This is a genomic window from Pseudomonas sp. Irchel 3E19 (assembly GCF_900187585.1).
Classification (GTDB): domain Bacteria; phylum Pseudomonadota; class Gammaproteobacteria; order Pseudomonadales; family Pseudomonadaceae; genus Aquipseudomonas; species Aquipseudomonas baetica.
Genome location: NZ_FYDT01000047.1, coordinates 22,594 through 35,768, shown reverse-complemented (window position 1 = coordinate 35,768; position 13,175 = coordinate 22,594). Strand labels below are relative to the sequence as shown.

Below are 13,175 nucleotides of genomic sequence, written 5' to 3'. Positions count from 1 at the left end.
TCGGAATTAACGAAACGCCGATTCGCTTTTTGCCTGCTTATGGGCCTTCGTGCCGTTCCTTAAGCTTTCCCTGAAAGGCGCCATCTCGAGCGCCTGACAGGGAAGACATGCATGAATAACACCCTTGATAAAGTCGACGTGGTGATAGTCGGCGGCGGTTCGGCTGGCGCGGTACTGGCGCGCCGACTCAGTGAGAACAACCAGCGTCAAGTGTTGCTGCTGGAGGCAGGCAAAAGCTTTTTACCCAACGAGTATCCGGACTTCGTGGCCAGCAGCGACATTGTCGGAGCCAACGCAGACCCAGCGTTCGAATGGGGTTTCAAAACCCGCCCCGGCTACATCGACCATCCCATCGGTGCCTTGCGCGGCAAGGTATTGGGGGGCAGTTCGGCGATCAACGGTGCCGTAGCGATCCGCGCCCGTGCCAGTGATTTTCAGCGCTGGGATCTGCCAGGGTGGAGTTATGAAGACGTACTGCCCGCCTTCAAGAAACTGGAGAGCCATAGCCGTGGTGCCAGCGACTTGCATGGCCATGATGGGCCACTGCCGGTCAAGCAACTGAGCAATCTGGACGTCACACCGATGCAGCGGGCGTTTATTCAGGCCACGTTTGCTTACGGCTACAAGATCATTGATGACTTTGACGGCGCGGATGCCAACGGCGTCGGCCCCTATCCGATGAATATCGTCGACGGCGTGCGCATCAACACCGGCATGGCCTATCTCACTGAACAGGTGCGAGCGCGCAGCAACCTGCAGATCCAGGCGAGCCGTGTGGTCGACAAAGTGCTGTTCGAGGGCCCGCGTGCCATAGGCGTACAAATGAGTGATGGCACGCAACGGTTGGCCAGTGAGGTGATCCTGTGCGCGGGCAGTTATGGCAGTGCGGCGATTCTGCTGCGCTCCGGCATTGGCCCTGCCGCTGATCTGGACGCTTTGCAGATTCCGCTGGTTGCGGATCTGCCGGTGGGTCAGCGTTTGATGGATCACCCGTTCTACTACAACGCCTATGCCACCCGTGCGGATTTGATCGGTCGGCAATCACCGGCCATCGGGGCCAAGCTGTGGACACACAGCCGCAGCGCCGAGAAAGGTGAGCTTGATCTGCATATCACCGCCACGCACCTGTTTCCTCACGAGCAGAGTCCGACCGGTGTCGGCTTCGTGCTCGCGGTCGCACTCACCCGGCCACAATCGCGCGGCAGCGTCACGCTGGCGAGTCGTGATCCGCTGGTGGCGCCCAATATTGACCTGAACTTCCTCGCCGAACCTGAGGATCGTCTGCGTCTGCTGGAGGGTATTCGCCTGGCGCGCAAAATCGGCGCCACAGCGCCGTTGAACGCGTTTATCCACTCGGAGCTCAATCCGGGGGCGGTCCATGAGTCGGATGAAGCGCTGTTGGCGAGCGTGCGGGCGAGCCTGGACACGTATCACCACCCGACCTCAACCGCGCCCATGGGCAAGCCCGGTGATACCGCCGCAGTGGTCGATTTACAGGCTCGTGTCATTGGCCTGCAAGGGCTGCGCGTGGTCGACGCATCGATCTTCCCGGATGTGCCGTCGGTCGCCACCAACATCACTGTGATTGCCGTTGCGGAAAAAATCGCCGCGCTCTACGCCTGACTTGAGGTCTCTAATGACTATGAACAACACACCGGTTTTGAACTGGATCGATGGCCTGTGGCTCGATTCGGGTATTTACAAAGACTCCATCGACCCTGCGACGTCTGAGCGGATCGGGCGATACGCCGAGGGCGGTGCCCATGAAGCGCAGCAGGGCATTGAAGCGGCGTTACGCTCGTTCGCACAAACATCGTGGAAAGATGACCGCACCCTGCGCGCCACGGTGCTGTTGGAGTTGGCGGACGCTTTCGAGCGCAATGCCGAAGAACTGATCGACACGTTGGCACTGGAAAACGGCAAGATCCGCCCTGAAGCCGAATTTGAAGTGCGGATGGTGCCGTCCAAGTTGCGCTATTACGCGGCAATGACGCGGGCCGAGTATGGGCGAGCGGCAGAGCCGAAACCCGGCAGGATTTCCATGGTATTGCGCCAGGCCGTGGGTGTGGCGGGCATCATCGTGCCGTGGAATTCACCGGTGGTATTGATGATTCGATCGTTGGCGCCGGCGCTGGCCGCCGGTTGCACCACGATCGTCAAAATGCCGGGGCAGACCGCCCAGACCAACGCGCTATTGGCACGAATCATGAGCGAGGCGCGGTCTTTGCCTCGCGGGGTCATCAATCTGTTCAGCGAACTGGGGGCGGCGGGTTCCATCCATCTGGTCGAGTCCCCCAAGGTGCCGGTGATCAGCTTTACCGGCAGCACCGGTACCGGCCGGGCGATCTCGGCGGCGGGGGCGCAACACCTCAAACGCTTCGGTCTGGAGCTGGGCGGGAAGACCCCGATGCTGGTATTCAACGATGCCGATCTTGAAGTCACGGTGCCGGTCTTGCTCAAGGCCCTGACGGTGTTCGCCGGGCAGTTCTGCATGACCGGTTCACGGCTATTGGTCCAGCGCGATATTGCGCCCGCGCTGATCGAACGTCTGGCTGCACGCCTTGAGGCCGTGCGCGTGGGGCCGGCGGCGGATCCGGTCAGTGAGATGGGGCCGTTGATCGACAAAGCCAATGTGCAACGCGTCAACCAAGTGGTCGAGGAGGCGATGGCTGCCGGTGCGCAAGTCATCGTGCGCGGCGGGCCGGTCACTGAGGGGCCGCTGGCCAAAGGCGCGTTTTATCGGCCGACGCTGTTGCGCGTCAGTGATCAGCACATGGCAATTGTCCAGCGCGAAACCTTCGGCCCGGTGCTGACATTGCAAGTGTTCGACACTGAGGCCGAGGCGATTGAACTGGCCAACAACAGCGAGTTCGGCCTGGCCGCCAGCGTCTGGACCCGTGATGTCGATCGCGCCCTGCGAGTCGCACGCGAGCTGGAGGCCGGCACTGTCTGGGTCAACGACTGGGCCATGGTGTTCGACGAGTTCGAGGAGGGCGGTTTCAAGCAATCGGGGCAGGGGCGGCTCAATGGGGTGGCGGCCATGGACGACTTCATTGAGTACAAACACATCGCGCTCAATCCCGGTCTGCGCCAGGTATGACCGCCATGCGATTGCAGCGCTTAATGATCGGGGCGGTGCTGGCCGGGACGCTGACAACGTCCTCGGTCCTGCTCGCCACTGAAACAAGGAAAAACGCTATGCCCCAGGAGCGGTTGTACGATGCGTTGCTCGATGCGCTCACTGCGACGTTCGGCCGTCACCCCGGATTCAGGGCAACCCATGCCAAGGGTCTGCTGGTGAACGGCACATTCACCGCTTCACGCATCGCCGGCTCGATCAGCCGGGCAGCCCACTTGCAAGGGCAAACGGTGCCGGTGGTGCTGCGGTTCTCCAACTTCAGTGGCGTACCGGCTACCGCTGACGGCGATCCGATGGCGAGCCCTAAGGGGGTGGCGGTGCGTTTTGCCCTGCCGAACGGCGCGTTCACCGATATCGTGGCGCACTCGTTCGACGGCTTTCCGGTGGCCACGCCAGAAGACTTTCTGAGTTTTCTGCAAGGCATTGCCGCCAATGGCGCGACACCGCCGGATCCCCAGCCACTGCAAACCTTTCTGGCGAACCATCCACGGGCTGAGCATTTCCTGAAAGCGCCCAAACCGGCACCCCGTAGCTATGTGGCACTCGAGTACTTCGGTGTTAACGCGTTGGTGTTCATCAACCGCAATGGCGATCAGCTGATTGGCCGTTACCGCATCGAACCACTGCTCATGCTGCCATCATTGAGTGACGCCCAAGCGGCGGCGATGCCCGCTGATTACCTGCAGGAGGAAATCAGCGCGCGACTGAGCAAGGGTTCGTTGAAGATGCGCTTGGTGCTGCAATTGGCAGCGTCGGGAGACGTTGTCGAAGATGGCTCAATCCCGTGGTCACGTCAGAACGAGGAGCTTGAGCTGGGGATTTTCAGCCTTGATGCCCTGGAACCGGCCGAAACGCAGCAACTCGCCCAGCAACGTCTGGCGTTCAGCCCGGGGCGCTTGCTCGACGGCATCAGCCTCAGTGCCGACCCGATGACGCTGGCGCGTGATCGTATTTATCAACGGGCGGTATTCAGGCGACAGCAACCATGAGTAGCAATACAGGCGCTCGCTGGAAGCAGTGGGTGTTGTCATGGTTGGTCGTCTTGCCGCTGACGGTGAGCATGCCATGGGGATTGGCGACGCTGCTGGAACTGGCAGACCTGGAATGGCCGGGTTGGCTGTTCAAAGTGGTGGTGGCCGGGTTGATCTCTTTCAACATGGTCTACTGGATGCTGCCGTTGAGTGCGCGACTGCTGTCACGCTGGATGCTGCGTTAGGGTCTGTGCTCCGCCCTCCGTTCAAGAGGGCGGAGCACTGGACTCAGTCCTTAAGAATGTCGCGATCCTTGGTTTCCGGCAGGAAGAACGTGCCGAGTATCGCGGTCATCACCGCAATCACGATCGGGTACCACAGCCCGTAATAAATATCCCCGGTGGCCGCGACCATCGCGAAGGCCACGGTCGGCAGGAAGCCGCCGAACCAGCCATTGCCGATGTGATAGGGCAGCGACATCGAGGTGTAGCGGATGCGGGTCGGGAACAGCTCGACCAGCCACGCCGCAATCGGGCCGTACACCATGGTCACGTAGATCACCAGAATGGTCAGCAGGAGCAAGACCATCGGGTAATTGGTTTTGGCCGGATCGGCTTTCTCTGGATAGCCCGCTTCCTTCAGTGCGCCACTCAGGTTGGCGGTAAACGCATCGTTACGCGCCTTGAAGTCAGCGGCGGGCAGGGTGCTGCCCTCGAAACTTTCGATGACTTTGTCGCCGATGCGCACTTGCGCGACGGTGCCCGGTTCGGCCTCTACGTTCTCATACGGGATCGCCCGTTTCGCCAGCAGGGTCTTGGCCACGTCGCAGGAGCTGGTGAATTTGGCCTTGCCCACCGGGTCGAACTGGAACGAGCACTGATCGGAATTGGCGATCACCTTGACCGGGTTTTTCTCCTGGGCGATGAACACGTCGGGGTTACCGTACTGGGTCAACGCATGGAAGATCGGAAAGTAGGTCAGCGCCGCCAGAATGCAGCCGACCATGATGATCGGCTTGCGGCCAATACGGTCGGACAGGCTGCCGAAAATCACGAAGAACGGCGTGCCGATCAGCAGCGAACCGGCGATCAGCAGGTTGGCGGTTTGCGGGTCGATTTTCAGTGTCTGCAACAGAAAGAACAGCGCATAGAACTGCCCGGTGTACCAGACCACCGCCTGCCCGGCGGTGCCGCCGAGCAGCGACATGATCACCACTTTGAGGTTGTCCCAGCGCGCGAAGGACTCGGTCAGCGGCGCCTTCGACGCCTTGCCTTCAGCCTTCATTTTCTGGAACACCGGCGACTCGCTCAGTTGCAGGCGGATGTACACCGAGACAATCAGCAGCAGGATCGACAGCAGGAACGGTATCCGCCAGCCCCAGGCTTCAAACGCTTCGGTGCCCAGCGCGGTGCGGCAGGCCAGAATCACCAGCAGCGAGAGGAACAGGCCGAGGGTGGCGGTGGTTTGAATCCATGAAGTGAAGAAACCACGTCTGCCCGGCGGCGCGTGTTCGGCCACGTAAGTCGCTGCACCGCCGTACTCACCGCCCAGCGCCAGACCTTGCAGTAGCCGCAGAGTGATCAGAATCACAGGCGCGGCGACACCGATAGTCGCGTAGCCGGGCAGCAGACCGACGATGGCCGTGGACACACCCATGATCACAATGGTGATCAGGAACGTGTGTTTGCGTCCGATCATGTCGCCGAGCCGGCCAAACACGATGGCGCCGAACGGCCGTACCGCGAATCCAGCAGCGAAGGCGAGCAGGGCAAAGATGAACGCGGTGGTCTCGTTGACGCCGGCGAAAAAGTGTTTGGCGATGATCGCCGCCAGTGAGCCATAGAGGTAAAAGTCGTACCACTCGAATACCGTACCGAGGGACGAAGCGAAGATGACCTTGCGCTCCTCCTTGGTGATGCCGCCGCTACGGGGTGGACTGCCTGAGGATGTCGTGTCGATTGTGGCCATGGGTGTACTCCGTCGTGCTTGTTTTTTTGTAGGCCGGAGTCCCCCCAATACCGCTTTATTGCACCCTGGCCTTGTGGCGTATGCCGCAATTGCTGTCGCGTGAAACCTGCACAGTCTGACCGCCTCGCCGGTGTGCGAGGTTTCCTGAAGCATAATCAGCTTCTGGCAGATATCCACTCGCCAGCACTGGCACCTACGCCTTGACCCAGCGCTGGCGGCTCCACGCACTCAACCAGTCCACCGCAAACACCAGCACCAGCATCGCCAGAATCACCGTACTGGCCTGCGCCTCCTGAAACAGGCTCAGGCTCACATACAACATCTGGCCCAAACCGCCCGCGCCGACGAAACCCAGCACGCTGGCCATGCGAATGTTGTTTTCCCAACGATAGAGGATGTAGGCGAGCAGTTGCGGGGCGAGGTTGGGCAGGGTGCCGTAGCAGAAGGCGAGGACAGGGTTGCCACCCTGCAAGCGGATCGCTTCGGCCGGTTGCGGCGGGGTGTTTTCCAGCGCTTCGGCAAACAGGCGGCCGAGTACGCCGGTGGTGTGCAGGGCGAGGGCGAGGGTGCCGGCGTTCGGGCCGAGCCCGGCTGCGAGCACCATCAGCGCGGCCCAGACCAGTTCCGGAATTGCCCGCAGGCCATTGAGCAGCAGGCGCGAGGCGCTACGCAGCGGCCAGCCGAAACGCCCGGCGGCGGGCAGGGCAAGGACGATGCCGAAGACTGCCGCCAGCAGGGTGCCGAGGGCCGACATGGCCAGGGTTTCCAGCGAGCCATGGAGGATCGCTTTCAAGTAATCGGCGCTCAGATCCGGGCTGAGAAAGCGCTGCACGTACGCGCCCATCTGTTTCAGGCTGGTGGCAGTGCCCAGTTCTCCGAGGTCGAGCCCTAAGTAAATGAACGAAGCGACGACGGCCACGCCGATGCCAGCAATCAGCAACAGATTGATCAGGCGGTTCATGTCAGCCTCCAGCGCAGCAAGCGGCTGAGTTGATCGGCTACCAGCACCAGCAGCAGGAAGGTCAGCAGAATGCTGGCGACTTCACCGCCCGCGAACATGCGGATCGACAGGTCGATCTGCTGGCCCAGGCCACCGGCACCAACAAACCCCATCACTACCGAAGCGCGGATCGCGCACTCCCAGCGATAGACCGTGTACGAGAGCAGTTCTGCACCGACATTGGGCAAAATTCCGTAGGCAAAAGCTGCCAGACGTCCACTGCCCGATTGCAACAGGGCATGCGCCGGGCGTTGGTTGGTGGATTCGAAAATCTCTGCGTAGACCTTGCCGAGCATGCCGCTGTAAGTGATCGCAATCGCCAGCACGCCCGCCGCCGGGCCGAGGCCGACTGCACGCACAAACAGCAACGCCCAGACAATCTCCGGCACGCTGCGCAGGAAGATCAGTAATCCGCGAATCGGCCAGCGCAACAAACGCCCGAGCCGATTCGGCACGCCACCCCGGGAAGCCGCAGACAGCGACAAGGCGCGACTGGCCAGGAGGCCGGCAGGTACCGCCAACAGCAATGCCAACGCCATGCCGGCGGTGGCTATCGCCAGGGTTTGCAGCGTGGCTTTGAACAACAACTGCATAAACGCTTCATCGTGTGCCGGCGGCCAGAACTGTGCGACAAACCGGCCCATTTCATTCTGGCTATCGGGCAACAGCACGCTCAAATTCAACTCACTGAGTTGGATTCCCGGCCACAGCACCGCAATCGCCAAAACCGTCAGCAGCAGACGCGGCCACGCCGCAGGATCGCGTGAATCGGCTTTCAGCATCGTGGGATCTGCACAGGCAAAGGCGCAACTGCCGAGGGTGGCGATTGCAGATGTTCATTGGCGTACAGTGCGTCGAGCATGTCGTGGCTGACTTGATCGGCAGGGCTGTCGAACAGAATCTGCCCGTCACGCAAGCCGATGATGCGCGGGAAGTGCGACAGCGCGAGGTCCACCGCATGCAGGCTCGCCACCAGCGTGACGCTGTGCTCGCGGGCATGGCGTGACAGTACCGACAGCGTGTGCCCGGCCATGACCGGGTCCATCGCCGATACCGGCTCGTCAGCCAGCAGAATCTCCGGTGCCTGATACAGCACGCGGGCAATGCCGACGCGCTGCAATTGGCCGCCCGACAGTTGCTGGCAATGGGCGAACAATTTGTCGGCCAGATCCAGGCGTGCCAATGCTGCCCGAGCGCCGGGTACATCCAGTGGGTGCAGCAAATTAATCAGGCTTTTCAGCAGGCTCCATTGCCCGAGTTTGCCGGCCAGCACCGCCGTCACCACGCGCTGCCGCAATGGCAGCGGCGGCGCCTGATGCACCAGACCGATCCGTGCACGCAGCCGTTGTCGTTGTCGCGAAGACAAATGCCAGGCGCGCTCGCCGAGCACTTCGATCTCGCCGCTGCTGGGCCGCAGTGCGGTGGCCAGCAGGTTGAGCAAACTCGATTTACCGGCCCCGGACGGGCCGATGATCGCGACTTGTTCGCCGACGCCAATCTGCAAGTCGACGCCGCGCAGGGCATCGACTCCATTGGCGTGGCGCAGGCTGCCTTGAGTGAGGCGTAGCGTCATTTCAGCAGTTCGGCAGCGCGGGCGGCTTCCTCGATGCCCTTGTAGTTCTCAGGCTTGGTGTCGATGAATTTGCTGGCGGCTTGCAGATCAAGGATCTTCTTCTGCTCAGGGTTGGCCGGGTCGAGATCAAGGAAGGCTTTCTTGATCTTCGCCGCCAGGGCTGGATCGAGCGTGCCGCGCACGGTCCAGTTGTAATCGAAGTAGGTCGGGGTGGTGGCGAAGACTTTGACCTTGTTGGTGTCGACCTTGCCGGCATCCACCAGTTTCTGCCAGACACTGGCGTTCAGAACCCCTGCATCGACCTTGCCGGCCTGCACCCAGGCAACGGTGGCATCGTGGGCGCCGGAATAGGCCACGCGGCTGAAATACGCTTCAGGCTTGATGCCGTCATTTTTCAGCATGAAGTAACGCGGCATCAGACTGCCGGAGGTAGACGATACCGAACCGAAGGCAAAAGTCTTGCCTTTGAGGTCGGCGAGGCTTTTGACGTTCGGGTCGGCGGTGATGAATTTGCTGGTGAACTGTGCATCCTGCTCACGCTGCACCAGCGGGATCACCGGGGTAGTGGCGTCGGTCTTCAGGCGCGCCTGTACGAAGGTGAAACCGCCCAGCCAGGCCATGTCGAGACGGTCGGTGGCCAGCGCTTCAACCACCGCCGGGTAATCGGCCACCGGGACGAACTGCACCTTCATGCCCAATTGCTGCTCCAGATAAGCACCCAATGGCTCGAACTTGCGCAGCAGTTCGGTCGGGGCTTCATCGGGAATGGCGCTGACCCGCAACACATCAGCGGCTTGCGCTGCCAGCGCGGAAAGGGACAGGGCCAGGCCGGCCGTCAGTGCCAGGGTTCGTTTGAGCATGGAATTCTCCGTTTCGTGAGCGTCAAAGTCGAAGCGCCGCCGTTGTGCAGTCGAGGCTGGGCGCAAAGTCAGGTTAGACGAAACGGCGAGGTTATACGCATTTGAGGGTTTAAAGGCCAGCACACGATATTTGCGTTAGGTTTCACCTGTAGGAGCTGCCGCAGGCTGCGATCTTTTGATCTTGTTTTTAAAAGTCAAAAGATCGCAGCCTGCGGCAGCTCCTACAAGGGGCAATCAGTGTTGTTCGGGGAGTTTGGCGATCACCTTGATCTCGAAGTCGAAACCATACAGCCAGGTCACGCCTATGGCCGTCGCGGTCGGGTGGGGAGCGTTGCCCCAGAATTCGGAGACGACGATATTCCAGATCGTCTCGAACTTCGATTGCGGATCAACCATGAAAAGGGTGACGTCGACCACATCCTCGAACGTGCAACCGGCCTCGTCGAGAATCGTATTCAGGTTATTGAAAGCCTGACGCACCTGGTTCTGCAGATCTGGCTCCGGCGTGCCGTCCTCAGTACTGCCGACCTGGCCCGAGACAAACAGAAAACCGTTGGAGCGGATCGCCGGCGAGTAGCGATGGCGCTCGTAAAGAGTTCGGCGTTCGGGTGGGAAAACAACGTCGCGCTGCGTCATGGGGTGTCTCCATCAGTGAGTTGATGGAGCAACTTTAGGGATTTGCAGGCGCGCGATAAACGCGCAAGCTTGGCGTTAACTGTTTGCAAATTCCAAACAATCGGAAGCCGGGTAATGGACCGTTTTGATGCAATGCAGGCATTTGCCCGGGTAGTCGAGGCCGGCAGTTTTACCAAAGCCGCCTGGCCCGCGCCGGCACGCCGGTGCATCCGCAAGCGCTGGAAGACTCGCATCATCGGGTGGTCGGCTTCTTGTGGGCACGCACCGGCAAGCCCGTGCCTTACGCCTTGCATAACAACAGCGAACATCTGCAAATCAAGGGCCGCCATGTGCTGGCGGTCGATGACGGCAATGCCTACCTTGCGGCGGGTCTGGCCGGTATGGGTGTGCTTTGGCTACCCCGTTACATGTCCGATGCGCACGTAGCCAGGGGCGAGCTGATGCCGTTGTTCGAGGATTGGCAGCTTGAGCCGATGCCGCTCTATGTGGCTTACCCGCCGAACCGGCATGTCAGCCTGAAGTTGCGAGTGTTTATCGATTGGATTGTCGAGTTGATGACGGCCCGCGCGATTGGTGGAGTTATTGCTAGCACGGATGCAAAGCCGTCAAATAACCAACACCCCTGACAACCCGAAGGCCTGCGGCGTTGATCAGAAGAGCGTAGCGCTCAAGGAGCTTCTCTCGTCATGAATATGTACATCGATATCGTTGGCGCCTGCAATTTGAGTTGCCCATCCTGCCCGATGGGTAACTCGGAGAATCTGAATTTCAAATAGTCCATGCAGATCGACATGTTCAGGCAGATCGTCGAGAAAGCCAAAGGCGAAGGCGTGCGCGAGATTTATCTCTACAACTGGACTGAGCCACTGGTGCATCCAAAGATTGGCGAGTTCATCGAGATTATCAATGCGGCCGGCATGAAGAGCGGCATCAGCACTAACCTCAATCTCGCCAAGAACATGGAAAAGGCCTTGATGGCCCAGCCAGGTTACTTCCGTGTTTCGCTGTCAGGGTTTTATCAGGAAACCTACGCGAAGGGGCATGCCGGTGGTGACATTGAAGTTGTCAAACAGAACATGATCAAACTGTATGAAATTAAGCAGCAGTTTAATTTGCAGACAGAGGTCGACGTTTACTATCACCGCTACCTCGACAACATGGAAGAAGAAGGCTTGATGCGCGAGTTCAGCGAGCGCCTCGGCTTCAAGTTCAGCACCGGTTACTCGGTGATGATGCCGCTGGAAAAGACCCTGGCCATTGTCGAGCACGACCCATCGGTGACGGACACTGACCACGAAACCTTGAAAAGGCTCGCGTTACCGCCTTACGCGGACCTGATCAACATGGTCCAGCACTTCCCCCGAGAGGCGTGCACGCTCAAAGACAACTGGCTGGTGATTGACTGCAGCGGCAATACGGTTCTGTGCTGCGCAGTGTTCAATCAATCCGAATATCAGGTGGGCAAATACCTCGATATGCCGCTCGATGAACTGACCCGGCGAAAATCCACACAGGAAAACTGCGCCGACATGTGCGACCGTTGCGCCAGCAAGGGCCTGCATGTCTACGCGATGTACCCCAACCAAGGGGTGCTGGAAAAGCATGCGGTCAATCGCATCATTGATTTCCAGCGACGCATCATTCTTGATCAGCCCATCGAGAGCGAGCGACTTGGCCGGGCCGGCGAAGTCAGTGCGGAAAACTTCGATGAAGAGCAGTATTTTCAATTGAACGAAGACGTCCGCGCTGCTGTTTCCACCGGCGCCTTCGCCAGTGCCTATCATCACTATGTGCTGTTCGGCCGTCTGGAAGGGCGATTGGGCGCTGGTGTGTTTTCAGAGGTTTGAACGATCTCGGCATGACTGCAGAGGGTTCGATAGCCAAGTGTCAGAACATTTGGCCATCGGATCATTTTCAATGTCAGCAGCGCGATTGACTCTGGCGCAGAACAGGCCAACTATCGGCGGATAACAACATGACCGATGGACCCGACCTTGATCGAACGACGCCAATTCAGCGGAGGCATGAAGGGGAAAAACCTCCGCTATCTGAATGAGCAATCCACTGACAGCCGCGTGACCCGCACCGGTTTCCTGCTGCTCGAACACTTTTCACTGCCGGCCTTCACCCAAGCGCTGGACACGATCATCACCGCCAATCTGTTGCGTGCAGAGCTGTTTGCTTCGCGTACGTTCGGCTTGGGTGACGATGAGGTCGTCAGCGATTTGGGCCTGGTCATTCGCCCGGATGCACGGATTGATCCGGCTGCGCTCCACGATTTGGATCTGCTGGTGGTGTGTGGCGGTTATCGCACCGAACTGAAGGCGACGGATGAGTTGATCAGCTTGTTGCGCACGGCGGCGGAGCGGGGCGTGTCGCTCGCCGGTTTGTGGAATGGCGCTTGGTTTCTCGGGCGCGCCGGATTACTCGATGGCTATCGCTGCGCGATCCACCCGGAACATCGTCCGGCGCTCACCGAAATTGCCAAATCCACGCAAGTCAGCAGCGAGCCTTATGTGATTGATCGCGACCGGCTCACGGCGTCGAGTCCGTCCGGGGCGTTCCACATGGCGCTGGACTGGATCAAAGGCTTGCACGGCAAGGCGTTGGTCGAGGGCATCGAAGATATTCTGGCGTTTGAAGAGTCGCGGTATCGACGGATCAAACCGGATGAAAACATCTGCGTCAGTGCGCCGTTGCGTGAAGTGGTGAAGCTGATGGATGCCAATCTGGAGGAACCGCTGGAGCTGGAGCAACTGGCGGTGTACGCCGGACGGTCACGTCGCCAGTTGGAGCGCTTGTTCAAGGAACAACTGGGCACCACGCCGCAGCGCTATTACCTGGAACTGCGCATCACCGAAGCACGGCGTTTGCTGCAACACACGGAGCTGTCACAAGTGGAAGTGCTCGTAGCGTGCGGCTTCGTTTCCCCAAGCCATTTCAGCAAATGCTACAGCTCATATTTCGGCTACAGACCTTCCAAAGAAAAACGGCTGGTCAAATAGCTTTAATGCCGTGTTGGGGGCCT

At 59.9% G+C, this 13,175-nt stretch carries 12 protein-coding genes and 1 pseudogene; 7 read left to right on the top strand and 6 right to left on the bottom strand.

The genetic code is table 11. The annotated features are described in order from the left end of the window. The first annotated feature begins 111 nt into the window (after positions 1–111). The 4 genes from CKW18_RS23385 (at position 112) to CKW18_RS23370 (ending at position 4,355) form a co-directional block, all read left to right on the top strand. Positions 112–1,623: a GMC family oxidoreductase gene (locus tag CKW18_RS23385; RefSeq protein ID WP_095190957.1), complete on the top strand. Its 1,512-nt coding sequence runs from the start codon at positions 112–114 to the stop codon at positions 1,621–1,623. 19 nt (positions 1,624–1,642) lie between these two features. Further along, positions 1,643–3,100 (top strand): aldehyde dehydrogenase family protein, encoded by a 1,458-nt coding sequence (locus tag CKW18_RS23380; RefSeq protein ID WP_095190970.1) that lies wholly within the window; start codon positions 1,643–1,645, stop codon positions 3,098–3,100. Between the two features lie 98 nt (positions 3,101–3,198). Then, positions 3,199–4,128 (top strand): catalase family peroxidase, encoded by a 930-nt coding sequence (locus CKW18_RS23375; RefSeq protein WP_256587078.1) that lies wholly within the window; start codon positions 3,199–3,201, stop codon positions 4,126–4,128. Next, the gene (locus tag CKW18_RS23370; RefSeq protein ID WP_047302112.1) at positions 4,125–4,355 is read left to right on the top strand and encodes a hypothetical protein; all 231 of its coding nucleotides are present in this window, start codon (positions 4,125–4,127) and stop codon (positions 4,353–4,355) included. Before CKW18_RS23375 ends, CKW18_RS23370 begins: the two co-directional genes overlap by 4 nt. A gap of 43 nt (positions 4,356–4,398) precedes the next feature. On the opposite strand, the gene CKW18_RS23365 is transcribed toward CKW18_RS23370, so the two are convergent. The 6 genes from CKW18_RS23365 to CKW18_RS23340 form a co-directional block, all read right to left on the bottom strand. Next, positions 4,399–6,078, bottom strand: coding sequence for an MFS transporter (locus tag CKW18_RS23365; RefSeq protein WP_095190955.1), 1,680 nt, complete (start codon positions 6,076–6,078; stop codon positions 4,399–4,401). A gap of 193 nt (positions 6,079–6,271) precedes the next feature. Further along, a complete protein-coding gene (gene phnE / locus CKW18_RS23360; RefSeq protein ID WP_095190954.1) occupies positions 6,272–7,039 on the bottom strand; it encodes a phosphonate ABC transporter, permease protein PhnE in 768 nt (255 codons plus the stop codon). Continuing rightward, on the bottom strand, positions 7,036–7,860 hold the full coding sequence (locus CKW18_RS23355; RefSeq protein WP_095190953.1) for an ABC transporter permease: 825 nt from the start codon (positions 7,858–7,860) through the stop codon (positions 7,036–7,038). The genes phnE and CKW18_RS23355 overlap by 4 nt, the downstream gene beginning before the upstream one ends. Continuing rightward, a complete protein-coding gene (locus CKW18_RS23350) occupies positions 7,854–8,651 on the bottom strand; it encodes a phosphonate ABC transporter ATP-binding protein (RefSeq protein ID WP_095190952.1) in 798 nt (265 codons plus the stop codon). The genes CKW18_RS23355 and CKW18_RS23350 overlap by 7 nt, the downstream gene beginning before the upstream one ends. Continuing rightward, positions 8,648–9,511: a putative selenate ABC transporter substrate-binding protein gene (locus CKW18_RS23345; RefSeq protein WP_095190951.1), complete on the bottom strand. Its 864-nt coding sequence runs from the start codon at positions 9,509–9,511 to the stop codon at positions 8,648–8,650. The genes CKW18_RS23350 and CKW18_RS23345 overlap by 4 nt, the downstream gene beginning before the upstream one ends. 234 nt (positions 9,512–9,745) lie before the next feature. Beyond that, positions 9,746–10,147: a RidA family protein gene (locus CKW18_RS23340; protein ID WP_095190950.1), complete on the bottom strand. Its 402-nt coding sequence runs from the start codon at positions 10,145–10,147 to the stop codon at positions 9,746–9,748. Between the two features lie 176 nt (positions 10,148–10,323). On the opposite strand from CKW18_RS23340, the pseudogene CKW18_RS23335 reads away from it, so the two are divergent. The 3 genes and pseudogenes from CKW18_RS23335 to CKW18_RS23325 all read left to right on the top strand — a co-directional run. Beyond that, positions 10,324–10,773, top strand: a pseudogene (locus tag CKW18_RS23335) (LysR substrate-binding domain-containing protein); the annotation flags it as partial. A 165-nt stretch (positions 10,774–10,938) separates the two neighbouring features. Beyond that, the gene (locus tag CKW18_RS23330) at positions 10,939–11,994 is read left to right on the top strand and encodes a radical SAM protein (protein ID WP_256587077.1); all 1,056 of its coding nucleotides are present in this window, start codon (positions 10,939–10,941) and stop codon (positions 11,992–11,994) included. Positions 11,995–12,129: 135 nt separating this feature from the next. After that, positions 12,130–13,152, top strand: a complete 1,023-nt coding sequence (locus CKW18_RS23325; RefSeq protein WP_095190949.1) for a GlxA family transcriptional regulator — start codon at positions 12,130–12,132, stop codon at positions 13,150–13,152. Positions 13,153–13,175: the final 23 nt, after the last annotated feature.